General features: G+C 75.5%; 18 protein-coding genes. 11 read left to right on the plus strand and 7 right to left on the minus strand.

Annotated elements, in window-relative coordinates; genetic code table 11:
- The first annotated feature begins 7 nt into the window (after window positions 1-7).
- A complete protein-coding gene (locus O7628_RS27310) occupies window positions 8-400 on the plus strand; it encodes a hypothetical protein (protein ID WP_278134922.1) in 393 nt (130 codons plus the stop codon).
- A gap of 54 nt (window positions 401-454) precedes the next feature.
- Here the strand turns inward: O7628_RS27310 and O7628_RS27315 are convergent, their stop codons facing one another.
- Entirely contained in the window at window positions 455-688 is a 234-nt protein-coding gene (locus O7628_RS27315; RefSeq protein WP_074476115.1) for a hypothetical protein, read from the minus strand.
- 171 nt (window positions 689-859) lie between these two features.
- On the opposite strand from O7628_RS27315, the gene O7628_RS27320 reads away from it, so the two are divergent.
- A complete protein-coding gene (locus O7628_RS27320; protein WP_278134924.1) occupies window positions 860-1,342 on the plus strand; it encodes a hypothetical protein in 483 nt (160 codons plus the stop codon).
- Here O7628_RS27320 and O7628_RS27325 read toward each other — a convergent pair.
- Window positions 1,335-2,975: a hypothetical protein gene (locus tag O7628_RS27325; RefSeq protein WP_278134925.1), complete on the minus strand. Its 1,641-nt coding sequence runs from the start codon at window positions 2,973-2,975 to the stop codon at window positions 1,335-1,337. The genes O7628_RS27320 and O7628_RS27325 overlap by 8 nt on opposite strands.
- Before the next feature lie 226 nt (window positions 2,976-3,201).
- Between O7628_RS27325 and O7628_RS27330 the strand changes: the two genes are divergently transcribed.
- From O7628_RS27330 to O7628_RS27370, 9 genes are all read left to right on the plus strand, one after another.
- Complete coding sequence (locus O7628_RS27330) at window positions 3,202-4,353, plus strand: transporter substrate-binding domain-containing protein (RefSeq protein ID WP_278134927.1); 1,152 nt, start codon at window positions 3,202-3,204, stop codon at window positions 4,351-4,353.
- Complete coding sequence (locus O7628_RS27335; RefSeq protein ID WP_278134929.1) at window positions 4,317-5,360, plus strand: hypothetical protein; 1,044 nt, start codon at window positions 4,317-4,319, stop codon at window positions 5,358-5,360. The genes O7628_RS27330 and O7628_RS27335 overlap by 37 nt, the downstream gene beginning before the upstream one ends.
- A gap of 96 nt (window positions 5,361-5,456) precedes the next feature.
- Window positions 5,457-6,965, plus strand: coding sequence for a PQQ-dependent sugar dehydrogenase (locus tag O7628_RS27340; protein WP_278134931.1), 1,509 nt, complete (start codon window positions 5,457-5,459; stop codon window positions 6,963-6,965).
- 50 nt (window positions 6,966-7,015) lie between these two features.
- On the plus strand, window positions 7,016-8,185 hold the full coding sequence (locus O7628_RS27345) for a hypothetical protein (RefSeq protein ID WP_278134933.1): 1,170 nt from the start codon (window positions 7,016-7,018) through the stop codon (window positions 8,183-8,185).
- Between the two features lie 200 nt (window positions 8,186-8,385).
- Window positions 8,386-8,850 carry a hypothetical protein gene (locus tag O7628_RS27350; RefSeq protein WP_278134935.1) on the plus strand — a complete coding sequence of 155 codons (465 nt, stop codon included), beginning with the start codon at window positions 8,386-8,388 and terminating at the stop codon, window positions 8,848-8,850.
- A complete protein-coding gene (locus tag O7628_RS27355) occupies window positions 8,832-11,969 on the plus strand; it encodes a M48 family metalloprotease (RefSeq protein ID WP_278134937.1) in 3,138 nt (1,045 codons plus the stop codon). The genes O7628_RS27350 and O7628_RS27355 overlap by 19 nt, the downstream gene beginning before the upstream one ends.
- A gap of 455 nt (window positions 11,970-12,424) precedes the next feature.
- On the plus strand, window positions 12,425-13,504 hold the full coding sequence (locus tag O7628_RS27360; protein WP_278136422.1) for a cellulose binding domain-containing protein: 1,080 nt from the start codon (window positions 12,425-12,427) through the stop codon (window positions 13,502-13,504).
- Window positions 13,505-13,675: 171 nt separating this feature from the next.
- Window positions 13,676-14,950 carry a multidrug effflux MFS transporter gene (locus tag O7628_RS27365; RefSeq protein ID WP_246384618.1) on the plus strand — a complete coding sequence of 425 codons (1,275 nt, stop codon included), beginning with the start codon at window positions 13,676-13,678 and terminating at the stop codon, window positions 14,948-14,950.
- Between the two features lie 78 nt (window positions 14,951-15,028).
- Window positions 15,029-16,393 (plus strand): glycoside hydrolase family 43 protein, encoded by a 1,365-nt coding sequence (locus tag O7628_RS27370; protein WP_278134940.1) that lies wholly within the window; start codon window positions 15,029-15,031, stop codon window positions 16,391-16,393.
- 104 nt (window positions 16,394-16,497) lie between these two features.
- On the opposite strand, the gene O7628_RS27375 is transcribed toward O7628_RS27370, so the two are convergent.
- The 5 genes from O7628_RS27375 to O7628_RS27395 all read right to left on the minus strand — a co-directional run bounded on the left by O7628_RS27375 (window position 16,498) and on the right by O7628_RS27395 (window position 24,020).
- Window positions 16,498-18,072, minus strand: a complete 1,575-nt coding sequence (locus O7628_RS27375; RefSeq protein WP_278134942.1) for a DHA2 family efflux MFS transporter permease subunit — start codon at window positions 18,070-18,072, stop codon at window positions 16,498-16,500.
- Between the two features lie 254 nt (window positions 18,073-18,326).
- Entirely contained in the window at window positions 18,327-19,403 is a 1,077-nt protein-coding gene (locus tag O7628_RS27380) for a hypothetical protein (RefSeq protein ID WP_278134944.1), read from the minus strand.
- A gap of 170 nt (window positions 19,404-19,573) precedes the next feature.
- Window positions 19,574-21,718, minus strand: coding sequence for an alpha-glucuronidase (locus O7628_RS27385; protein WP_278134946.1), 2,145 nt, complete (start codon window positions 21,716-21,718; stop codon window positions 19,574-19,576).
- The gene (locus tag O7628_RS27390; RefSeq protein WP_278134948.1) at window positions 21,715-22,407 is read right to left on the minus strand and encodes a hypothetical protein; all 693 of its coding nucleotides are present in this window, start codon (window positions 22,405-22,407) and stop codon (window positions 21,715-21,717) included. The genes O7628_RS27385 and O7628_RS27390 overlap by 4 nt, the downstream gene beginning before the upstream one ends.
- Window positions 22,404-24,020: a xylan 1,4-beta-xylosidase gene (locus O7628_RS27395; RefSeq protein ID WP_278134949.1), complete on the minus strand. Its 1,617-nt coding sequence runs from the start codon at window positions 24,018-24,020 to the stop codon at window positions 22,404-22,406. Before O7628_RS27395 ends, O7628_RS27390 begins: the two co-directional genes overlap by 4 nt.
- Between the last annotated feature and the right edge of the window lie 69 nt (window positions 24,021-24,089).

Raw genomic sequence — 24,089 nt, forward strand, 5'->3', positions numbered from 1 at the left:
GGGCACAGTGAGCGCCCCGGCGACGAACAACAACGATCGGACACCGCGCGGCCGGAGCGCCGTCGGGCGCGGGAAGCCGAGCCCCTACGACAGCAAGCCCCCCAGGAACGAGCTGGAGTTCCGCGACCACCACCTGCGCCGGGCGACCGACGACGAGACGACGAACCAGCTCTACATCCGGCTGCGCTGGCACCAGGCGTTGATGTTCCTCGTCTACGCCGGCGCGGCCCTGCTGCCGATCGTCGTGGTCATCTCGATGGCCAAGTGGGCCGGACTGCAGGCCGACCAGATCATGCAGCTCGCCCTCGTCGCCAGCGGTGGCGCGGGGGCCGGGGCCGCCGTCGGCTGGCTGGTCCGGCGGCGCGGCGGCGGGACGCCCACCGACGGCCGCGCGCCCTGACCCGGCCCGGGCCCGCCGCCCGGCGCGAGGTGGGGGGCGCTGCCCTGCGGGGCGTCAGTCGGCCGAGGACCGGCCGTTCCCGCGCGCGGCGAACCGGCTGAGCAACGGCACGACGACGAGGCCGCCGACGGACGCGACGAGCGCCGTGACCACGCAGGCGGTCACGAACGAGTTCCCGGCCCAGAGGCGGCTGCCCCACACCCCGACCGCCATCGCGACCGAGGCGGTCACGCTGATCCCGGCCAGGACGACGACCGGCCGCGCGCGGCTGACGCTCCGTTGTGCCACACGACGACAATACGCCCGCCAGCGCCCCGCCAAATAGGGCCTTTCTGCCCGCCTTCGACGGCGGACCTGACATCCTCGGCAACAGGGCGGTCGCCCTGCCGGCGGCAGGGCGACGGGAGCCACGACGGCCGCCCCACCGGGCGCGCCCGGGACGCACCACGCTGGAGCGGCATGCGAGGACAGCAATCGGATCCGGACGGACCCGTTCCGCGCCGGGCCGGTCCCCCGGACAGCGGGGCGGGCCCGGACGACCGGCGCAGCGGCCGGCTCGTCGCCGGGCTGCTCCTCGGCGTGGCCGGCGCCATCGACGGGGCGGTCGGGGCGAGCGTCGTGCGGGTGGACCCGTACGTGGTGGTCGACGAGGGGTTCCGGCGGCTCGATGTCACGGGGTGGGCGTGGCTCCAGCTCGCGGCGGGGCTGGCGACGGTCGCGGCGGCCCTGGCGTTGACCGTGAACCGGCGGGCCGCCGTCCTCGCGGCGGCCGGCGCGGGCTCGTTCGACATCCTGCTCACCGTGCTGCTCTTGCCCTACCATCCGGTCGAGCGGGCGCTGTCGGCGCTGCTCGCCGCCGTGGCGGTGTGCCTGCTCGCCGGGTGCCTGCGGGCGGCGGGCCGCCGGCGGCCCGCCGCGCCGGGCGGGCGGGGGATCAGCTGACCGGCGCGCAGAGCTGCGACTTCAGGAACGGCTTCGTGCCCGGCGGGACCTGGCTTCGCCAGGCCGGGTTCAGGGTGACCGTCAGGGGCGGCGCCTGCCAGGCCGCCCCGAGGCGCTGGAGCACGCCGTACTCGGCGCGTGGCTTGTCGAGGTTCCGGCCGGAGAGGAAGTCGATCATCTCGTCGGCGACGGCCCGCCGGCCGAGGAACCCCGCGTGGAAGGCGGGCACCTCGACGACCGGGATCCTGGTGAACGGCCCCGGCGGAGCCTCCACGGAGCTGACGGTCGGCAGGAAGGCGATCATCCGCACCCCGGGGACGGGGCACATCGTCTGGTAGCGGTAGAAGGGCGCGTTGTCGATGAGGGAGCGGACGAAGGGCTCGTCGGGGTTGCTGGTGCCGTTGCCGAGGCGGTTGGCGAGCCCGAACATGGCGCGCAGCACCCAGCCGGTGCCGACTCCCCAGCCGCCGGTGGCCTCCGCCGGCGGATAGTACGCCCGCCCGGAGCGGACCAGCGGGCTGAACATGAGCAGCGCGCGCACCGGCGAGTCCGGCCGGTCGCGCAGGTAGGTCCGCGCCACCATGGCCCCCTCGCTCTCCCCGAGCAGCGCGACCGGCCGACCGGTGAGCCGGTGCAGCGCGTCGACCTGGGCGGCCAGGAGCTCCGAGCTGGTCGCCAGCGACTGGTGGGTGGCCAACGCCGCGTAGGGCAACGGCCGGCCCCGGGCGTCCACCCCGGCGTAGGAGTAGCGCCACACCCGGGGGTCCGCGGCCGGCCGGCCGTCGTAGGTGCTGTCGTGCCCGGCGAGCAGGAGCACCGCGTACGGGACGGACGCCGCGAGCGGCTGCGAGAACAGCGGCGGGCCGAACGAGTCCCGCATGCCGCTGCGCGGCACCGCGAGGATCTGCATGACCAGCGGCACGGCCAGCGCCAGCACCACCACGACCGGCACCGCCGGCAGCCGTGGCAACCGCACGTGGGCCGGCCGCAGGGCCGCGCGCACCGTCTGGTGCCAGAGCAGCCCGTTGCACACCCCCGCACCCAGCGCGACCAGCGGTGTCCAGCCCGGGGCGGCGCTCCAGACCAGGCCGCCGGTCACGGAGAGCAGCACCAGGTCCAGCAGCGACCAGCCGAACAGCTCCGCGGACGGCAGGCCCCGCCACCCGTGGGGGACGACGGCCATCCGTTGCAGGAAGGGGGCGAGCAGGATCATCGGGCCGAGCGAGACGAACAGGTACCAGGACAGGGCCACCGCCGACGCCGCGACCGACAGCGCGGCGAAGGGCGTGACGATGGCGGCGGTGAGCGTGGCCACCCCGAGGTTGCGCCGGACCAGCGCGCCGGTGGGCGGGCGGGGCGCCTGCGCCGGCCAGGAGAGCAGGACCAGCAGCGCGGACAGGGCGCCCCGGAGCACGATCGCCGCCACCAGGCCGAGGCCGAAGGTCGGCCACGAGTCGTGGTAGACGAACAGCCACCGCAGGTCGTGGTAGGTGTCGTACGGCCAGACCGCCGTGACCTGCGGCGCCAGCGCCTGCGGCGAGACGAAGTCGAGCCACGTCAGGATCGTGGCCTCGACCAGCGGGAGGCCCCCGGCCACGGCGAGCAGCGCCGGCAGGCGACGGGATCGTGGCACGGGATCCTGCTCCTCTCGCCGGGTGGTCAGGACCGACCCTCTCGGCACCGACTCTCTCGCGATCGCCGCCGCCGCCGGGGCGATACCGCCGAATCGGGGCCCGCCCGGCGGGCCGGCGGCCGGCCTGTCCGGTATCCGGCCGGTCACCGGGGGGATGGCGGCTCGCCGTGACCCGGGCGGTGGCTCACAATGGAGGGCCGGTCACGTGGCCGTGTGGCGGGGGAGGATGCAGTTGAGTCAGGCAAGCGAGCCGGGCCCGGCCCGGCCGGCCACGGCGGGGGACGCCCCGCCGCGCGTCACGCGGGTCCGACAGATCCGGCTGGTGGGGCTCGCGGTCACGCTGGCCGTCCTCGCGGCGGCCCTGATCCCGATCGTGCTCGCGTTCGGCCCGCCGACCCGCGACGAGCTGTTGGAGCAGGCCGGGATGAAGGGCAGGCAGCAGCTCCTCATCGGGGTGAAGGACGACCAGCCCGGCATCTCCCAGCGGTTCCCGAACAACGTGTGGAAGGGCTTCGACGTCGACATCGCCTACATGATCGCCGGCTACCTCGGCTTCGACCGGTCCCAGGTGCGGTTCCTGCCGATCGAGAGCGAGGACCGGGCCCGCCGCCAGGCCCGCGACGGAGACGGGTTCGTCACCGTCGACCTGGTGATCGCCTCCTACAGCATCACCAAGCAGCGGGAGGAGGAGGGCGCGGTCTTCTCCGCCCCCTACCTCTACACGGAGCAGTCGGTGATCACCCTGGACAGCGTCGGCGACGCGGAGCAGGTGAGCAGCCTGGAGGACCTGGGCGGCCGGACGGTCTGCACGCTGACCACCTCGACCTCCGCCCAGCGGCTACGGGAGGCCGGCGCCAAGCCGATCGGCCGCAACCGGATCAGCGACTGCGTCCAGCTGCTCTACGACGGCAAGGTGTACGCGGTCACCACCGACGCCGCGATCCTCGCCGGCTTCGTCACCGGCGACCGGCCCGACGACGACGGTCAGCGCTTCCCGGCCGAGCTGCGGGGCGCCAAGCCGCTGCGGCACTGGGACATCGGCTCCTCGGCGCAGGAGAAGTGGGGCGTCAACACCGGCCCCAACGAGGCGCTGCGGGACCTGGTCGACCTCGCCCTCTACGCGTCGGCCGAGGACGAGGAGAACTCGACCTGGGAGAACGCGTACGACGCGAACCTGCGCTGGCAGCAGCGGTACAACCTCCCGCAGTCCGTCGCGGAACAGCGGCAGCCCGAGCCGAGGAAGGTGGAGGTACGGCAGTGGCCGTGGGAGAGGATCGCGCTACCGGCCCCGGCGCACCCCGGATCGCCGCCGGCCCCGGCAAGTCGGGGCGGCCGCGCCGCATGGCGGGGGCGCGGCAGGCGCAGCAGTGGCTGCTGACGCTCCTGCCCGCGTTCCCCGTCCTGCTCCTGGTGCTGCGGTTGTGGCAGCTCAGCCGGCAGGACATGTCCACCATGCTGCTGCTGGTGCAGTACGTCAGCCCGCTCGGCCTGCTCAGCGCGCTGCTGATCGCGCTGGTCTGGGCCTTTCCCCTGGTGGTTCTCACGTTCGGCGTGCTCGGTCGGCTGCTGCGGCTGAGCGCCCCTGACCGGTTCGACCCGGAGCGGTCGCTGTTGGCCTCCGGGACGGCGCGCACCCCGGGCTGGGTGCTCACCGGCGCCGTCGCGCTGGGGGCGCTGACGTGGCAGCTGCGCTTCCTGCCGACGCTGCTGATGCTGGGGCTCTGGCTGCTCGCGCTGCGCACCCGCTACCTGCACCCGGACCAGCCGACCCGGATCCTGCTGGTGAGCGTGGCGCTGCCGCTGGCGGCGGCCGTGCTGGCGTACACCGCGCTGGGCCCGGCGATCTGGTCGGCCCTGCGGCAGGACGAGCTGGCCACGGCCGCGCTGCTGGCGGTGCCGCCCGCCGCCGCGGTGCTGCTCACCGGCCCGATCCCCGGCTGGAGCGCCCCGGTGCTGACGCACGGGCTGGCGTACGCGGTCGCCGCCGTGCTGCCGCTGGTGATGGGGGCGGTCTTCCTCCGGGTCCCGGTGCTGCCGACCGCCGCGGTCGAGCTGGCCCCGGCGGGGGCGGCCGACGCCGAGGCGGGCACCGGCGCGGACCCGACGCCGGCCGACCGGACGGGGCCGGAGGTGGTGCTCGGCGCGCTCATCACGGTCACCGACACGTCGACGATCGTGCTGGACCGGGCGGCCGGTGTGCGGTTCCTGCCGAACGGCCGGGTCCGGTCGCAGGTGCTCTGCCCGGAGGCGACGCGGGTGCCGTACAGCGTGGTGTCGGTGCACGGCTGGCCGGTGGAGGAGACGGTCCTGGACTGGATGATGCCCCGGCGGCCGGTCGCCGACCCGGACGTGCGCTGCGACGGCCGGCTCCCCGCCGCGCGGTGACTGCCGGCACCCGGCCCGCGTCGCCGCGCTGTCGGATCCCCCGCCGGCCGGATATATTGACGCCGATGGTTGGCTGGCTGGTGGGAGGGGTGTGCCGTGAGAGCCCGGTCGATGATGGTGGCGGCGGTCGTGGCGGGCCTCGCGGTGAGCGGCGTCGGCGCGGCGGCCCTCGCCGACCCGCCGTCGGCCGCCGGCCCCCGCCCGGTGGCGGGCGTCGCCCTCGCCGTCGGCGACTTCGACCTCAGCCGCCCCCAGGTCGCCGCCAGCGGCCTGACGGTGCCCTGGGGGATGGATTTTCTGCCCGACGGCAGCGCGCTGGTGACGCTGCGCAACTCCGCCCAGGTGCTGCGGGTGCGGCCCGGCCAGCCGACCGAGGCGGTGGCCCAGATCTCCGGTGTGACCCCGGTCGGCGAGGGCGGCCTGCTCGGCCTCGCCGTCTCGCCGACCTACGCCCAGGACGGCTACGTCTACGTTTATCTCACCACCGCCACGGACAACCGGATCGTCCGGTTCCGGCTCGCCGATCCGCAGACCCAGACGCCGATCCTCACCGGCCTGGCCCGGGCCAGCACCCACGACGGCGGGCGCATCGCCTTCGGCCCGGACGGCCTGCTCTACGCCGGCGTCGGCGACGCGGGGCAGACCGCCAACGCGCAGAACCCGGCCAGCCGCAACGGCAAGATCCTGCGGATGCGGCCCGACGGGTCGGTCCCGCCCGACAACCCGTTCCCCGGGTCGCTGGTCTACAGCCTCGGCCACCGCAACGTGCAGGGCCTGGCCTGGGACGCCCAGGGCCGGCTCTACGCCACCGAATTCGGGCAGAACACCTGGGACGAGGTCAACGTCATCGTCGCCGGTGGCAACTACGGCTGGCCGACGGTGGAGGGCCGGGGCAACGACCCCCGCTTCCGCGACCCGCTGCTGGTCTGGACGACCGCCGAGGCGTCCCCGAGCGGCGCGACGATCGCCGGCAGCCGGCTCTTCGTCGCCGCGCTGCGCGGGACCCGGCTGTGGAACGTGCCGCTCGACGGCGTCGGCGGCGCGGGCACCCCGGTCGCCGAGCTGGTCGGCACCTACGGGCGGCTGCGCACGGTCGAGTACGGCCCGGACGGGTGGCTCTGGGTCGCCACCAGCAACCGCGACGGGCGCGGCTCGCCGACCGCGACCGACGACCGGATCCTGCGCTTCCCGCCGCGCGACGCCACGCCCCCGCCGACCACGACGCCCCCGCCGACGACCGCCCCGCCGACGACCCCGCCCACGACGCCCCCGCCGACCGGGGTGCCGGCGACCTGCCTGGTCACCTGGACCCCCAACCAGTGGACGGGCGGGTTCACGGCGGAGGTGCGGGTCACCAACCGGGGGCCGGCGCTGAACGGGTGGGCGTTGACCTGGTCGTTCGCCGCCGGTCAGCGGGTCACCAACGCCTGGAACGCGCAGGTCACCCAGTCCGGGGCCGCCGTCACCGCCCGCAACGTCGACTGGAACGCCAGCCTGCCGCAGGGCGCCACGGCGAGCTTCGGCTTCCAGGCCAGCTCCGGTGCGAGCAATCCGCGCCCCGCCGACTTCGCGCTCAACGGGGCCGCGTGCCAGGTGGATCAGTAGGCGGCGGCACCGGATTCCCCGATGGACGGTGCGGCCGCGATGATGCGGGGGTGACCAGACCTGGATCGGCCCGGCACCCCCGGTGGCGGTGGCCGGTGGCCGCAGCCGCGGTGGCCGTCGTCCTCGCCCCCGTCGTCGCGGCGGCCCCCGTCGTCGCGGCGGCCCGCCCCGGCGCCGCGCCCGCCCCGCCGGCAGGGCGGCCGGTGTGCGACATCCGCGACGACCGGTTGACCGAGATCTCCGGGCTGGCCGCCACCGACGACGGGTTCGTCGCGGTCAACGACGGCGCCGACGAGGAGTCCCGCCGCCGGATCTTCTTCCTCGACGCCAGCTGCCGGGTGGTGCGGGCGGTGCGCTACCCGTCGCGCCCGCGCGACACCGAGGACCTGGCCGTGGGCGCGGACGGCACGATCTGGGTCGCCGACATCGGCGACAACGACCGGGCCCGCCGCACCGTCGCCCTGTGGCGGCTGTCGCCCGGCGCGGCCCGTCCGGTGCTGCACCGGATGACGTACCCGGACGGGGCCCACGACGCGGAGGCCCTCCTGGTCGACGACGGCGGGCGGCCCGTGGTCGTGACGAAACAGGGCGGCAGCGCGGGCCTGTACCGCCCGGCCGCGCCGCTGCGGGCGGGCGGGACGGTGCCGCTGGCCCGGGTGGGACAGGTGCGACTCCCGTCCACCACGACCCGCAACCCGTACTCCTTCCTGGGGCGGCGGGTGGTCACGGGCGGGGCGAACGCGCCCGACGGGCGGCGGGTGGTGCTGCGCACCTACGCCGACGCCTTCGAGTTCGACGTCCCCGACGGTGATCTCGTCGCGGCCCTCACCACCGGCCGGCCGAGGAGCATCGCGCTGCCGGACGAGCCGCAGGGGGAGTCGGTCAGCTACAGCCGCGACGGCCGGTCCCTGCTGACGGTCTCGGAGACGGCGAACCAGCCACCCGGCACCCGACCGCGGATCCTGCGCTACGCCCTGCCCGCCGGCCCGACCCCGTCCGCACGCCCCGGCGTTGCGGGGCCGACCGGTCGCGCCGCCGCTCCGGGCGCAGCCGACCGGACCGGCGCGCGCGGCGACCGTGCCGCCGCCGGGCGCGACCTGCCGGGCCGGGCCGGGCGCGACGGCGCGTCCCTCGTGGTGGGCGGCGTCGCGGTGGTGCTGGCGCTGGCCGCCCTGGCACTGGCCGGCGCGCGGGCCGCCCGCCCGCGCGGCGGGCGGTAGCCGCCCGCCGCCGCCGCCCGCCCGACATCGGGAGCCGTCATCCGCCCGGGAGCCGTCATCCGCCCGGGGGCCGCCGGCCGATCGGCTGCGTCGACGGTCGGCCGATCCGGCGGACGCGAGGGCTGTGTCGGTCAGCCGACACCTCGCCCCGCGCCGCTCTGCCACGCTCCCCCCTGACTCCGGATTCAGGGGAGAACGTGGTGCCGGTCACAGAACAGCGCAAGGTCATCGACATCGCCCGCGACATCGTCGCGGAGGTGGCACCGGACGAGTTGGCGGACTTCGACTTCGTGGCGACCGCCTACCTGCGCGACCCGGCCGCCGCCCGCCGGGCGCGGCGGGCCGGCGCGGAGCCCACGGCCGCCGGCTGGGAGGAGGCGGGCCAGGCCGTCGGCGTGCTCGCCGCGGCCGTGGTCGTCGACATCTGCAAGGACCTCGTCGTCGCCGGCGCGAAGGCCGCCGGGCGTCGCTACCGGGCGGCGGGCTGGTGGCCGTTCCGCGGGCCCACCGTCGACGAGGACAGCGTCGCCCCGCCGATCCCGCCCGGGCAGGAGGAGCGGATCAGGGCCCTGGCGGCCGGGCGCGCCGCCGACCGGGGCGCGCCCGAAGCCCTCGCCGCCGACCTCGCCGCCGTGCTGGTGAAGCGGTGGAACGCCCGGCCGTAGCGGACCCGGCCGCCGACCGGGCACGGCTGAACCCGTTCACCCTCCCGCCCGCCACCACCTCGCTGTTCCTGCTGCTGATGACGCTGACCCTCAGCGCCGCCGCCTACACCTACGACGCGGTGGCCGGCGGCCTGACCGGCTGGGAGAGCAGTTACCGGCGGTGCGTCGCCGCCGCCGACACGGCGGCCGCGACCGCCTCGCCGCAGCGGGTCACCGACGACTACCTGGCCTGCAACTCGGCCGTTGACGTGCGCCGCGCGGGAGTCGGCCTGGGCGCGGCGACGCTGGTGGCGACCGCGATGTTCGTCGGCTACCGGCGGCACCCCCGCCGGCTGATCCGTCGGCAGGGGCTGCGCCCCCTCGACCCGGCCGTGTACCCGGTCGCGGCGCGGGAGGTCGCCCGGTTGGTCGACGAGGCGCGGGTGGCCCGCCCGCCCCGGTTCGTCGTCAACCCGTACCGCACCGGGCCGGGCGGCCGGGCCTTCGGCTGCCACCCCCACTACCACGTACGCCTCAACCGGGGACTGCTGCACGACACCAGCGACGACGGCCTGCTGGCGCTGCGGGCGGTGGTCCGGCACGAACTCGCCCACCTGCGCAACCGCGACGTCGACCGCACCGTCCTGGCGCTGCTCAGCGGCTGGGCGTTCCTGCTGGTGGTGGCCGTGCCGCTGCTGGCGTTCGTGGCCGTCCGGAGCCCCGCCCTGCTGTGGCCCGTCGGGTGGCGGCTCGCCGTCGCGGTCGCCCTGCTCTGGCTCGTCCGGGCCGCGGTGGTCCGCGCCCGGGAGCACCACGCCGACGTGCGCGCGTCGGCGACCGGCCCCGACCGCGCCGACCCGCTATTCCACCCGCCGGCCTTCCCGGAGCGCCGGCCACCGGCGGGTGGGCCGCTCGGGCCGGCGCGGCGCGCCTGGTGGCGGCTGCTGCGGCTGCACCCGACCAACGCGGACCGCGCCGAGGTGGTACGCCGGCCCGAGGCGCTGCTGCGCGCCGGAACCGTCGAGGCGCTGGCGGCCGGCGTGACCGTCGGCGTCTCGCTGCCGTACCTGAGCACCATCACCACCAACCTGCTCGGCGGCGACCGGCTGCACGGCCTGCTGCTGGCCTCGGCGCTGCTCGGCGCGCTGACCGTGACCGTCGTCGGCACCGGCCTGTGGCGGCAGGCCCTCGTGTCCCTGGTGGCCGGCGCGCCGCTGCCCACCGGCGTGCGCCCTGGCCTGGCGCTGGCCGCCGGCATCGCGGGCGGCGAACTCGTCGCCGCGCCGCTGAGCGACGACGGGACCTGGCCGTCGATCCTGCGGCAGGTCCCGGTGCAGGGCGTGCTCGCGCTGGCGTTGCTCGCCCTGGGCTGCCTGCTGTTCGCCCGCTGGTCGGTGGCCTCGGCGGCGGCGTGGCTGCCGTCGGCGGCCGGCCGCACCCTGACCCCGGTCGTCCGCGCGGGGCAGGCGTTGGCCGCGCTCGCCTTCGGCGCCGGTTTGACGGCCTGGTCGACGGGGACCTCGGTGGCGGCCACGGGCGTGCCCGTCGCGTTGCCCGTCGGCGTGTTCGCCAGCGCGCTGGACCCGTGGGTGCTGCTGCCGCTGCTCGCGGCGGCGGCGTACCCGCTGACGGCCGCCGCGCGGCGCGGCGGGGCCCTGCGGGCGGTGCGCCTCGACCGGGCCGACGGCGCGGCCGTCCTGCCCCGGCCGCGCATCCGGCCCGCGGTGGCGCTGCTGCCGCCCGTGCTGGTCTTCGTCGTGGCGTTGGCCGTCAACGAGGCCACCTCCGGGCGGCTGCTGGTGGCGGCGGCGACCTGGCTGGGCCGTGAGCTGGACCCGGGCAGCTACCAGCGGGCGCTGCTCAACGTCTACGCGCTGCTCGGCGCGGTCGCGCTCGGGCAGCTCGTGGTGGCGTTCGTCGCCGCAGCCCTCGGCGGCCGGGCCGACGTCGGGCTCGGCCCCGCGCACGCCCTCGTCGCGGCGGTGCTCACCGGCTACGCGCTGGTCTCGGTGCTGCTCACGATCACGTTCGTCCAGCTCTGCCTGGGCACCGGCTGCGGCGACGTCTACCAGGGCGTGCTGGCCATCGGCAGCGCGTACACCGTGGTCGGGGTGTTCGGCCTGGCCGCGGCGCTGGTGGCCGGCACGGTCGTGGCGGCGGTGGCCCGGCTGGCGCGGCGGCGTCGCGCGCGGTGGCCGCAGGGCCACCCGGCGGGGCCGGCCGGGCTCCGCCGGGGCCGGGGCTGGCCGCGCGCCGTCGTGGCCGTCGTGACCGGGCTGCTCGTGCTCGGTTACGCCGCGCCGGTCGTCGCGATGTGGCTGGCCACGAAGGGTTTCCTGCCGGGCCGGGCCGGGGCGCTGGTGCCGGAACAGGTCGCCGCCGCCGCGCCCCCGCCGGCCGCCGGTTCCGTCGCCGCCGCCGACGCCTGCCGGTTCGCGCAGGCCGCGCCCGGCCGCCTGCTGCTGGTCGACCAGCGGGCCGTCGCCCACGTCGAGGTGGGCCGGCGGGCGGCCGGCTCCGACGCGCCGGGGCTGCGCGCCCTGGGCCAGGTGCTCTACGACGGGACCCGGCGCGGCGAGGCAAGGCGCGAGGACCCGGCGGAGGTGGCCGTCACCAACTACTGCCGGTGGCTGCCCGCCACCGCCGGCCGTCCCGGCCCGGCCACCCCACCGCCGCCGGACCCCGTCCCGTCGGGGCCGGTGCCGACGCCGGCCCGGCTGGCCTTCGGGCAGACGTACGCGTGGCCCGACGGCGTCACGCTCACCCTCGCCGCGCCGCACCGGGTCCAGGTCCAGGGCGCCTGGTACGCCCTGGTGATCGCCAGCCTCACCAACGGCCGCCCCGGGGCGCTGGACGTCAACGAGTTCTCCTTCCGGGGGCTGGTCGACGACCGGGAGACCCTGGCGCTGGTCGTGCCCGACCCGGAGTACCCGAAGGCCGGCCCGACGGTGGACGCGGGGGCGGTGCGGCGGCTCAACTACGCCTTCCTCGTCCCCGCCGACGCGGCGCGGCTGCGCATGGAGATCTTCCACCGGGCGCGCGACGCGCAACGGCCGGCGGTGGTGTTCGACGGGCCGCTGGGCGCGCCGCCCGACCCGACCCCGCAGGTGTCCTCGTCCCCGTCGCCCACCCCTCGTTGACGCCGGTCCCGCCGCGCCTCCTCCGCGCCCGGCACGCGCTGTTCCGCCGCCGCAGCCGGGGCCCGGTCCCGCCCGCCGCGCGCCTGGAAGTATCGCCAGCTGACGATCCATTGTGGGTGTTAGCGGTAACACGTTATGGTGTCGGCGGCCAGGGTGAAGGGCACGCTCCAGCCACGGGCCGCCGGTCGTCCGCCCGGACACCGGGGCCGGCGGCGCAGCCGCACGGGCACTGCTGACGGTTGGCCTTCCCGCGCCGCCCCCGGCAGTTGCGGTGGCGCGCCGACCCGCCGTGCCGCCGTTCACCCCCGCCCGCCGTCCGCGGGCGGACCTCGACGGGGCCGACGCCGCGCCCGGATTCCGCACCTCGCCCCGGCACGTCCCTCGCCCGGGCAACCACCATCGGGAGGATACGCATGACACGAAGAAATCGCCTGTTCGGCGCCGCGGCGGCCGTCATGGCGGTCGTCGCCACCGCCGTCACGTTCGCGATCGCCCCCGCCAACGCCGAGTCCAACGGCGGCGTCCGGGTGATGCCGCTCGGCGACTCGATCACCGACGGCTTCAACGTCCCCGGCGGCTACCGCATCGACCTGTGGCAGAAGTTCGCCGCCGGCGGCTACCGGATCGACTTCGTCGGCTCGATGTTCAACGGGCCGGCCAGCCTCGGCGACCACGACCACGAGGGCCACTCGGGCTGGACCATCTCCCAGGTCGACGCCAACGTCGTCAACTGGCTGCGGGCGACGACCCCCCGCACGGTGCTGCTGCACATCGGCACGAACGACATGTACGGCGACCCGACCGCCGCCGCGTCCCGCCTGTCCACGCTGATCGACCGCATCACCTCGACCGCGCCGTCGGCGGACGTCTTCGTCGCGACGATCATCCCGCGCTCCGGCACCGAGAACGCGGTGCGGACGTACAACGCGGCCATCCCGGGCATCGTGCAGAGCAAGGTCAACGCCGGCCGGCGCGTGCACCTCGTGGACATCGGCAGCGCGCTGACCTACGCCGACCTCGCCGACGGCATCCACCCCAACGCGACGGGCTACGGCAAGATGGCCACCGCCTGGTACAACGCGCTGCGCGCGGTGCCGGGCAGCATCGGCGGCACGCCCCCGACGACGACGCCCCCGCCGACCACGCCGCCGCCCACGACGCCCCCGCCGACCACGCCCCCGCCCACCACCCCGCCGCCCACCACGCCCCCGGCGTCCGGTGCGTGCCGGGTGGCGTACACGGTCAACGCCTGGGGCAACGGCCTGACCGCGTCCGTCACGATCACCAACACCGGCACCGCGGCCGTCAACGGCTGGGCCCTGGCGTTCACGCTGCCGGCTGGGCAGAGCATCACCGGCGGCTGGAACGCCACCTACACGCCCACCAGCGGCGCGGTGACCGCCCGCAACGTCTCCTACAACGGCAGCGTCGCGCCGAACGGGTCGGTGGAGATCGGGTTCCAGGCGAACCACACCGGCAACGCCGGCAAACCGTCCTCCTTCACCCTCAACGGCGCCGCCTGCTCGACCGTCTGACGCCCGGTGGGCCCCCTGCGCCCGTAGCGTTCGCGGGGGGCCCACCGCCCTGTGACCTGCGTTACCTGTCGCCGGACGGGGAATCAGCAGCCGGGCCCCGGATTTGGAGCCTGTTGTGACAGTTGCATCATTTCCCGCCCGGCTGCGCGCCGGCCGCGCCGGAGCGTCCCGATGAAGGCCGCCACCGTGGCGACGGCGGCCCCGTCGACGCCGGGCGACGCGATGGGACGCCGGCAGCGCCTGCGGCTCGTCCTCGTGCTCGGCTCGCTGATCGCGGTGGGCCCGCTGACCATCGACATGTACCTGCCCACCTTCCCGGCGCTCGTCGCCTACTTCCAGACCACGTCGGCGGCGGTGCAGCTGACCCTCACCGGCACGCTCGCCGGACTCGCCGTGGGCCAGCTCCTGATCGGCCCGCTGTCGGACGCGGTCGGCCGGCGCAAGCCGCTGATCGCCGGCATCGCGCTGCACATCGTGGCGTCGGCGCTGTGCGTGGTCGCGCCGAACGTCGCCGTCCTCGGCGCGCTGCGGGTGGTGCAGGGCCTGGGCGTCGCGGCGGCCTCGGTGGTCGCGATGGCCGTGGTCCGCGACCTGTTCAGCGGCGCGGCCTTCGCCACGCTGCTGTCGCGGCTGCTGCTGGTCATGGGGGCCGCGCCGATCCTCGCGCCCACCCTCGGCGGCGGGCTGCTGCGCTGGACGGACTGGCGGGGCGTGTTCGTGGCCCTGGCCGTCTTCGGGGCGGCGCTCGTCGTGGTCGCCGTGTTCGGCCTGCGCGAGACGCTGCCGGCCGAGCGGCGGCGACGCGGCGGGGCGCTCGCCACCCTGGCCGTGTACGGGTCGCTGCTGCGCGACCGCACGTTCGTCGGCCTGGTGCTGGTCGCCGGCCTGGCCATGGCGGCCCTGTTCGCGTACGTGGCCGGGTCGTCGTTCGTCCTGCAACAGCAGTACGGCCTCGACGAGCAGCAGTTCGGGCTGGCCTTCGGGGCGGGCGCGGTGGGGTTGATCGGGGCGACCCAGTTCAACGTGCGGCTGCTGCGTCGCCACTCCCCGCAGCGGATCCTCGTGGCGTCCCTGGGCGCGGGGACCGTGGCGGGGCTGGCGCTGCTCTTCTTCGCCGTGACCGGCCTGGGCGGGCTGCCGACCCTGCTGGCCTCGCTGTGGGCGGTGCTCGCCGCGGCGGGGCTGGCGATGCCGAACGCGCCGGCGCTGGCGCTGTCCCGGCACGGCGAGGCGGCCGGCACCGCCTCCGCGCTGCTCGGTGCGGTGCAGTTCGGCGTCGGCGCGGTGGCCGCGCCCCTGGTGGGGATGCTCGGCACCGGCGCGGTGGCGATGGCCCTCGTGGTGGCGGGCGGGATGGTGGCCGCCACGGTGGTCCTGCTCGTCGTCGTGCGGCCGGCCCGGCTCGCCGGCCTGCCGGCCGACGCGGTGGTCGTGGCGGCGCACTGACGGGGCACGATCTCGTTGTCACCCGGTCAGGGGAGCGTTAACATCGAGTAACTTCGATTGTTGACGTGGGGGTGGCAGATGTTCCGAACCGTCCGCCGGTCGTGGCGTCGGGCGGCGCTGACGGCCGCGACCGTCCTCGCGTCGCTCGCCGCCGGGCTGCCGGCCGTCGGGGTCACCCCGGCGGCGGCCGCCGCGCCCCCCGCCGGGCAGACCTCCCGCTACACGATGACGGCGTTCACCAACAGCAGCGAATCGAACATGTACGTCTACGAGTCGGCCGACGCCACCGGCTACCGGCTGCTGCGCGGCCCCGCCTACACGCCGCCGACCGGGCTGATCCGCGATCCGAGCATCATCCGGCACACCGACGGGCGCTACTACGTCGTCTACACCACCAACTGGACCGGCAACACCATCGGCTTCGCCACCAGCACCGACCGGGTCAACTGGACGTTCCTGCGCAACCACACCATCCCCATGACGGTGCAGAACACCTGGGCCCCCGAGTGGTTCGTCGACAGCGACGGCAGCGTCAACGTGATCGTCTCGCTCTCCACCAACGGGGCCGACTTCAAGCCGTACCGGCTCCGCGCGACGAACTCCTCGCTCACCGCGTTCGCGACACCCACGCTCCTTTCCGGGATCGGCCCCAACCACATCGACACGTTCGTGGTGAAGGTCGGCGCGACGTACCACGCGTTCGCCAAGCAGGAGACCACCAAGTACATCGAGCACGCGACGGCGAGCAGCCTGAACGGCCCCTACACCTTCGTCGGGACCGGCGACTGGGCCGGCTGGGGCGGCCCGCGCGAGGGCCAGGCGCTGGTGCCGCTCGACAACGGCGGCTGGCGGATCTACTTCGACGGGTACACGGTCGGCAAGTACTACTTCAGCGACAGCTCCGACGGGCTGCGCACCTGGACCCCGCCGGCCGAGCTGCCCGGGCTGTCCGGCTTCGCCCGGCACTTCACCGTGCTCCGCGAGACGGTCCCCGGCGGCGTCACCCTGCCCACCGGCGGCCGGTCGTTGCAGTCGGTCAACTTCCCCGACCGGTACGTGGCCCGCCGCGCCGACAACCTGGGCTACCTCGACCCGGTCTCCACGGCCAGCCCGGCGCAGGCCCGCCAGGACGCCACCCTCACCGTCGTCGCCGGGCTCGCCGACGCCAACTGCTACTCGCTGCGCACCGCCGACGGCCGGTACCTGCGGCACTACGACTACCGGATCCGGGCCGACGCCAACGACGGCAGCGCGATCTTCGGGCGGGACGCCACCTTCTGCGCCCGGCCCGGCTCGGTCAGCGGGGCGGTCTCGCTGGAGTCCTACAACTTCCCCGGCCGCTACCTGCGCCACTACGACTACGCGCTGCGCATCGACCTGTACCAGGACACCGCCGTCTTCCGGGCGGACAGCTCCTTCCGCCCGGTGGCCCCGCTGGCCTGAGCGCCCGGCCCCGCCGGGTGGGCGCGGACCGGAACGCCGTCGCGGCGTGGGGCGGGACGCCCCACGCCGCGACGGGTGGATCGGTGGACCAGCGGTTCAGTGGTTCAGTGGATCAGCACCGGGGCCGGGGCCTGCCCGTCGTCGAGCAGGTGGGACACCTGACGCCGGCGGGGCAGGAAGAAGGCCGGCACGAACGTCACCAGCACCAGGGCGAAGCCCACCCAGAACGTCGTGGCGAACGAGTCGGCGACGAACTCCAGCCCCCGCTGGAGCAGCCCCGGGTCGACCGGGAACTGCTGGGCCAGGTCCGGGTTCTGCTTGACGGCGATGGCCAGCCCGGCCTCGGTGACCGGCGCGCCCGTGTTCGGGTCGACCGCCCCCGGGATGACCGGCGCGTCGTTCAGCTTGCTGGTGAGGATCACCGACATGATCGCCGAACCCACCGACCCGGCGATCTGCTGGAGGATGTTCAGCAGCGTGGAACCCCGGGCCACCTCGTGGTTGGTCAGCGTCTTCAGCGCCGAGGTCATGATCGGCATCATCGTGCCGCCCATGCCCAGGCCCATGACGAACAGCGAGCCGCACAGCAGCAGGTAGGACGTGTCGGTGCCGACCTGGGTGAACGCGAAGAAGCCGGCCGCGATCAGCACCAGCGCGAACGGCACCGTCCGGCCGACCGGGATCTTGTCGGCCAGCATGCCCGCGATCGGCATCGTGACCATCGCGCCGATGCCCTGCGGGGCCATCAGCAGGCCGGCGTCGAGCGTCGACTCGCCGCGCACCTGGAGGAAGTAGCTCGGGAACAGCAGGCCGGCGCCCATGAACGCGACCATGAAGACGGCCATCGTGACGGATGCGACGGTGAGGTTGCGGTCACGCAGCAGCCGCAGGTCGAGCAGCGGGTGCTTCGGCTTGAACGAGTAGACGACGAACGAGACGACCAGCAGCCCGCCGACGAGCATCGGCAGCCACACCTTCCGGTCGGCGAACGTGCCGGTCTCGGGCAGCGACGACACCCCGTAGAGGAAGAGGGCCAGGCCCGGCGAGAGCATCAGCATCCCGACGAAGTCGAACGACTCGGACGGCTCCGGGGCGTCCTTCGGCAGCGCCCACTGCGCGTAGGCCAGCGCGACGACGCCGATCGGCAGGTTGATCAGGAAGATCCAGTGCCAGCTCGCCACGTCGATCAGCCAGCCGCCCAGGATCGGGCCGCCGATCGGGCCGAGCAGCATCGGGATGCCCAGCACCGCCATCAGCCGGCCGATCCGCTCCGGCCCGGCCGCCCGCGTCATGATCGTCATGCCGAGCGGCATCAGCATGCCGCCGCCGAGGCCCTGCAACACCCGGAAGCCGATGAGCTGGCCGATGGAGTCGGCGGTGGCGCACAGGCCCGAGCCGAGCGTGAACAGCACGAGCGCCGCCATGTAGAGCCGCTTCGTGCCGAACCGGTCGGCGGCCCAGCCGGTCAGCGGGATCACCGTGGCCAGCGCGAGCGTGTAGCCGGTCATCGTCCAGGCGACCCGGGCGTAGGAGGCGTCGAACTCGGTCTGGAACGTGGGCAGCGCCACGCTGACCACGGTCACGTCGAGGATCGACATGATCGCACCGAGGACCACGACCCCGGCGATCTTCAGTACGGCGGCGTCGAGCTTGGCCGGCGCCGCGGGTTGACTGCTCACGGAATCTCCTGATGAAGCTGGCGGATGCCGCCGATCGGCCGCGTGCCGCACCTCGGGCGGCAGCACGTTGTGGGTTACCTGTCGGGCGGGGCTGTCGCACACGGCGGCCCCGTGCGCCCGGTTGGATGCAACCGCCCCCCTGGTGGACGCGCGGCCACGCGAACGCACCGCGAAACGGTAACAAGGTGGTCCACGGTTTCACGCGCCCAATACGGCCGCGTGAACTGTGGTTACGATCACGGCAGCCGGGGCGGTCAGCGGGTCGGGCAGCCCTCGCCGGAGAGGCTCTCGATGATCGTGCCGGTTTCCGTGTAGAAGCAGCGTGACCGCCCCTCGCCGCCGGTGAGCAGCGGAAGCCCGTCCAGTTCGTCCACGGTGAGGGTCCCCCGTCGGTCCTGCGACACCCAGTCGATCTCCAGCCGCCAGGAGAGGACCTGGGGCTGGCCGGACTGCGCCCGCACGGGCAGCACCGACACCGACCTGGTGACGGCGAGCGGGAAGCGGACGCCCCCGGTCGATCGGGCGGGCTCGGCGTCGAGGTCGAACCGGAGCGCGTCGCCCCCGGGCTCGTCGCCCCCGGGCCCCCCGCAGGCGACGCCGACGGTGGTCGAGACCTCGGGCGGCTCGCTCCGCCCGGCCACCGCAGCCCGGATGTCCGTGACGGTCACGGTGGCATCCGAGCGGGACCGCAGGGTCAGCGTCACCCAGGAGGCGCCGGTCCGGGCGCCGCCGAGCCGGGTGAACCAGTCGGCCCAGTCCCCGGGCGTGTACCGCCGCGGCGGGGCCGGGAGCCGGGCGGGCGACGTCGCGGCGAGCACCGTGCCGTCGCACCACGCCCAGTCGACCGCGGCGACGACCGCGAGCGGCGGCGACTCGTCGACCGGGGGCGGCGCGTTCAGGCTCGACTGCGTGGTCGTCGCGACGGTGCACGAGAGGATCGTGGTGCCCACCACGCCGGCGGTGAACCCGAAGGTCCGGCTGCGCTGCCGCGAGCGGGGGCCGCCGCCGGTCCCGGTGCCGCCGCCTCCCGGGGCGTTGCTTCCCGGGCCTGCGCCGTCGCCGGGCCCCGCCGGCCGGTCCCGCCGGCGCGGAAGGAGCGACACGAGGCCGAGGAGCACGCTGGAGATCCCCGCGAACAGCCCGAACACGCTCGCGTACTTGTCCGCCCGGTCGATCCCCTCGGTGGCGAGGAAGACGATGGTCACCGGCACCAGGAAGACGAGGGCAGCGACGAGCACGACGAGCAGGACGCGCGGCCGGTCGCCCGTGGCCCGGCGGCCGTCGTCCTCCGGCACGGCCGGCAGCGGGTCCGGGCCAGCGGGTTCGATCACCGTGCGAGCCTAGGCAGGCGGGCGGTGCCGTGGGAACGTCGTCCTGGCCGCCCGCCGGCGTCGCCCCGGGCCCGCCGCCGCGCGCTGGGCCCTCCGACCTGCGGGAACCCGCGCCGGGGCGGGGCGGAGGCCGGGAAGCTGTCACATGATTGACAGCCCGCCGCCTGCGTTCAGTGGATCGTCCGCCCCCGCACGTCCGGCACCCCGGACTTGCGGAAGAAGTACGTGTTGACCTGGTCGCGCCACTCGATCGCGCAGCGCAGCTGCTCCTCGAGGCGCTCGGCCACCCGGGCGTGCACCGCCGGGTCGATCACCCCGGCGAGGCGTCGCCACCGCTGCCGCATCCCGGCCACCTGCTGCACCCCGGCGAAGTGGGTGTCGTAGATGTGCTGGATGACGGTCGACCCGCTGCGCAGCACGTGCCCGTACGGGACGTGGTGGAAGAAGAGCAGCAGCTCGTCGGGGCAGTCGGACAGCGACTCGTACACCTGCGACCACGGCGGCGGATACTGCCCGGTGAAGCCGGTGCCGGTGGCGCGCGTGCGGTCCACGCCCACCCCGTCGCGGTCGGCGAAGTGGTAGGTGCCCCACCGCGAGTACTCGTAGCCGTCGACGTCGGGGCCGTAGTGGTGGCGGGCCGGGCTGACCATGAAGCCGACGCCCAGCGGGGCGGTGTACCGCTCGTAGGTGCGCCACGAGTCGTCCATGACGGCGTGCAGCGTCTCGCGCACCAGGGCCGGGTCCCCGACCGTCGACGCGGGGAAGGTGAGGTCGATCCACTCGTCGAGGACGGCGACCGGATCGAGGCCGGGGTCCCAGGCGAGCCGGCCGTAGGCGTACAGGTTGGCCTGGGCGAGGGGGTGCCCGGTCCAGAACGGGTCGTCGCCGACGTTGGCCACGGCGGCCAGGCCGCCGCCGGCCGCCGGCCCCGGCCCGGAGCCGGCGGCCACGTCGGCGACCGTCGGCCCGCCGGGCCCCCACGGCGCGAACGTCAGCGCCTCGCTCCAGCAGGGCGCGAGATAGCACACGTGCTGCTGCTGGCCCGTGTATTCCTGGGTGACCTGGAACTCCACCGCGAGCCGGGTCGCCGGCATCGCGGCCAGCACCGGCGACACCGGCTCCCGGGGCTGGAAGTCGATCGGGCCGAACTTCGCCTGCACCACCACGTTGTCGCGGAACCGGCCGTCGAGCGGGGCGAAGTGGTCGTACGCGGCCCGCGCCCGGTCGGTCGAGCGGTCCCGCCAGTCCTGCCGGTGGTTGTAGACGAACGCCCGCCAGTGCACCACGCCCCCGAACGGCGCGAGGGCCTCCGCGAGCAGGTTCGCGCCGTCGGCGTGGTCGCGCCCGTACGTGAACGGGCCCGGCTGCCCCTCCGAGTCGGCCTTCACCACGTAGCCGCCGAAGTCGGGGATGCGCGCGTAGACGCGGCGGGTGGCGGCGGCCCACCACGCGCGCACCGCCGGGTCGACCGGGTCGGCGGTCGGCAGGCCGCCGAGGACGACGGGCGCGGCGAAGGTGACCGACAGGTGCACCCGCACGCCGTAGGGGCGCAGCGCGTCGGCCAGCTCGGCGACGTCGCCGAGGCGGTCGGTGAGCAGCCGCGCCTCGGTCGCGTGGACGTTGACGTTGTTCACCGAGATCGCGTTGACGCCGCACGCGGCCAGCAGCCGCCCGTACGCGCGGACCCGGTCGAGGTCGCGGCGCGCCGCCCCGGCCCGCCAGAAGATCGACCCGCCCGCGTAGCCCCGCTCGACCTGCCCCATCACCGGGTGCACGTCGACGTTGTCCCAGTGGTCGAGCATGCGCAGCGCCATCGCGGGGGCGTGCCGCCGGACCGGGTGGTCGCCCTCGAACGCCGCCGCGCCGAGACGCACCAGGTGGAACAGCCCGTACAGCAGGCCGGCCGGCGCGTCGGCCAGCACCACGGTCACGCCCTCGGCGCGGGCCAGCGCGAACCCCTCGCCGCCCAGCGGCCCGTCGGCCCCGGCCGCCCGGGCCAGCGCGGTCGCGGCGGCGGGCAGGGGACCGGCGTCGCGCAGGGCGAGCACCAGGTCCACCGCCCGGTCCCCGGCGGTCCGGTCCGCCCGGCCGCCGTGCCGGGCGCAGGCCCGCTCGACCTCGTCGAAGACGGTGTCGACGAGCACCCCGTCGCCCCGCACGAGGACGCGGCGCGAGCCGAGCGGGGCGAACGCCTCCGGCGGCAGCCAGGCGGCGTGCACGTCCCCACCGGGGCCCGCCGGGTCGTCGCCGGCGGCGTGGCCCGCGGCGTCGGGGCCGGCGGTGGCGGGGCCGGTCGTGGCGGAGGGCAGGCTCATGCGGTGAACTCCTCGCGGATCGTCTCGACCATCGGGGCGGCCACGCGCAGCAGCGCGAGGGCGCACACCGAGCCCGCGAGCGCGAGCACCGCCTCCGAGGTGACCGCCGTGACGGCGGCTCCCGCCACGAGCACCAGGGCCGTGCCGATGCCCACCCCGGGGGCGCGGACCGTGAAGTGCAGGGCGAGCCGGGCGACGTCGCGGGCCCGGAACGCGAACAGGGAGGTGATCACCAGCGCGTTCACCCCGACGAGGGCCGCCAGCGCGGCGACGCCGACCAGCGGCACCGCCCACCACCGGGGCACGCCCGCGACGTCCAGGTGGGCGAGGTTCACCGCGACGACGGTGAGCAACGCCAGCAGCGGCGCCCAGATCCGCAGCACCCCCGCCAGGTTGGCCCGGTAGCCGCGCCGGAACGCGGCGGCGGGCCGCAGGTCGGTCAGGTCGGGGCGCTGGTGGTGCAGCGCGTACAGCGCGGCCGACAGCGCCGGGCCCAGCGGCAACGCGCAGGCGGCGTAGAGCGGGATGTTGCTCGCGTCGGCGTCGAGCAGGACCAGCGGCACCAGGCCGGGCAGGCAGGCCAGCAGCAGGAGCAACTCGACGACGAGCAGGGTGTAGACCCGCGCGGCGGACCGCGACAGCGGGCCCTCGCCGAACTGCCGGGCGGCCCGCGCGGCGTCGCCGCTCACGGCCGCCCGTCCCCGCCGGCCGGGACGCCGTCGCGTCGCCCGTCGCCGTCGTGGCCGTTTCCGTCTCGCCCGTTTGCGTCGTGGCCGCCGACGCCGCGGCCGGGCAGGCCGAGCAGCCGGTCGTCGTCCCACCACGGCGGGGTCTCGTCGCGTACCGCGTCGATCTCGACCAGGGTCACCTCGTGCCGGGCGAGGGTGAGGTCGACCTCCACCCGGCCGCCCACCACCGGCAGGCTCCGGTGGCTGCGGGCCGGCTCGGCGGCCTCCCGCAGCGCGTCGAGCTGGCGCGGCAGCGGGGACCGGGGCCGGCCCATCTCGGCCCAGGCCGCCTGGACGTTGCCCGCCTCCTCGCTCACCGACGAGCGCGCCAGGTACGCCGACGTCGCCCCGGGCGCGTCCAGCGGCACCGACAGCGCCAGCGTGTGCCGCTCGGGCGTCGGCGCGCGGCCGGTGACGTCCACCGGCGCCCACGCCAGCACCGTGACCCGGCCGTCGGCGTCGCGGGTGACCAGGTGGTCCGCCCCGCGCGCCAGCACCGCGTCGCCCATCCGGGCCAGGAACGCGTACAGGTGGTAGGTGGGCTTCTTGAGCTGCCGGTGGGTGAGCAGGCCGAAGCCGCCGTGCAACGGCGCCGTCGGGATCCCCGCCTCCTCGAACATGTCGCTGAACGTCCAGTACGAGAAGGAGTCGACCAGGTCGCCGCCGGCGGCCACCACGGGGGCGAGGTAGGCGGCGTGGAACGCGGTGTCGTGGATCGGGTTGTCGGGCCGGTAGGAGGAGTTGAACTCGGTGATGTGCACGGGCAGCTCCGCCAGGGCGGTGCCGGCCAGCAGCCGGCGCGGCGCGGCGAACTGCTCCAGCAGGTGTTCCGCCGGGGCGAGGGTCTGGTGGGTGCCGAACGGCACGTGCTGCGCCGGGCCGGAGGTGTAGGCGTGCCGGCTGACGAAGTCGCACGGGACGTCGCGCGCGGCGACGAACTCGGCGAAGGGCACCAGCCACTCGTCGGAGCCGGGGGAGATGGCCGGGCCGCCGACCTGGAGGGACGCGTCGACCTCCTTCACGGCGTGCGCCGACACCTCGTACAGCCGGTGGTAGGCGTCGCGGTCCGCGTCCTGCCAGAAGGCCGTCAGGTTCGGCTCGTTCCACACCTCGATGGGCCAGCCGCGCACCTCGTCGAGGCCGTACCGGTCGACCAGGTGCGTGACCGTGGCCCGGACCAGGTCCGCCCACTCCGTCCAGGACGCCGGCGGGGTGACGTTGCCCTGCCACCAGAACACCGTCTGGTCGCCGGAGGCCAGGCCCGAGGGCATGAAGCCGAGCTCCACGAAGGGCCGGATCCCCAGCTCCAGATACGCGTCGACGACCTGGTCGACGTACGTGAACGAGTGCCGCACGCGCCGCGAACCCGCGTGCTCGTAGGGGCGGTGCACGCCGACGCCGTCGCTGAGCAGGCCGTGCCCCCGGATGTGCCGGAAGCCGATGTCCCGCTGGACGAGCGCCAGCGAGTCCTGGTAATCGCGCCGCAACGCCAGCTCGAACCGGCCGGTGCCGACACAGGCCCGCCAGGCGTCGGTCAGCCGGCCCGTGGGCCGCCCGGGTACGTGGATCCGCATCTCGTCCCTGTCCTGCTCGTCGTGCTCGTCGTGCCGGCCGGGCCGCCGGTCCCGGCCGGACCCCGGTGG

It is taken from the genome of Micromonospora sp. WMMD956 (genome assembly GCF_029626125.1).
In the GTDB taxonomy this organism is placed as follows: Bacteria; Actinomycetota; Actinomycetes; order Mycobacteriales; family Micromonosporaceae; genus Micromonospora; species Micromonospora carbonacea.

What these genes read in the sequence shown, in the direction of transcription:
- O7628_RS27360 (WP_278136422.1), top strand. Translation starts at nt 12,425, where the DNA reads ATGGCGGTCGTCGCCACCGCCGTCACGTTCGCGATCGCCCCCGCCAAC.
- O7628_RS27365 (WP_246384618.1), top strand. Translation starts at nt 13,676, where the DNA reads ATGAAGGCCGCCACCGTGGCGACGGCGGCCCCGTCGACGCCGGGCGAC.
- O7628_RS27385 (WP_278134946.1), bottom strand. Translation starts at nt 21,718, where the DNA reads ATGAGCCTGCCCTCCGCCACGACCGGCCCCGCCACCGCCGGCCCCGAC.
- O7628_RS27335 (WP_278134929.1), top strand. Translation starts at nt 4,317, where the DNA reads ATGGCGGGGGCGCGGCAGGCGCAGCAGTGGCTGCTGACGCTCCTGCCC.
- O7628_RS27330 (WP_278134927.1), top strand. Translation starts at nt 3,202, where the DNA reads ATGCAGTTGAGTCAGGCAAGCGAGCCGGGCCCGGCCCGGCCGGCCACG.
- O7628_RS27370 (WP_278134940.1), top strand. Translation starts at nt 15,029, where the DNA reads ATGTTCCGAACCGTCCGCCGGTCGTGGCGTCGGGCGGCGCTGACGGCC.
- O7628_RS27395 (WP_278134949.1), bottom strand. Translation starts at nt 24,020, where the DNA reads ATGCGGATCCACGTACCCGGGCGGCCCACGGGCCGGCTGACCGACGCC.
- O7628_RS27320 (WP_278134924.1), top strand. Translation starts at nt 860, where the DNA reads ATGCGAGGACAGCAATCGGATCCGGACGGACCCGTTCCGCGCCGGGCC.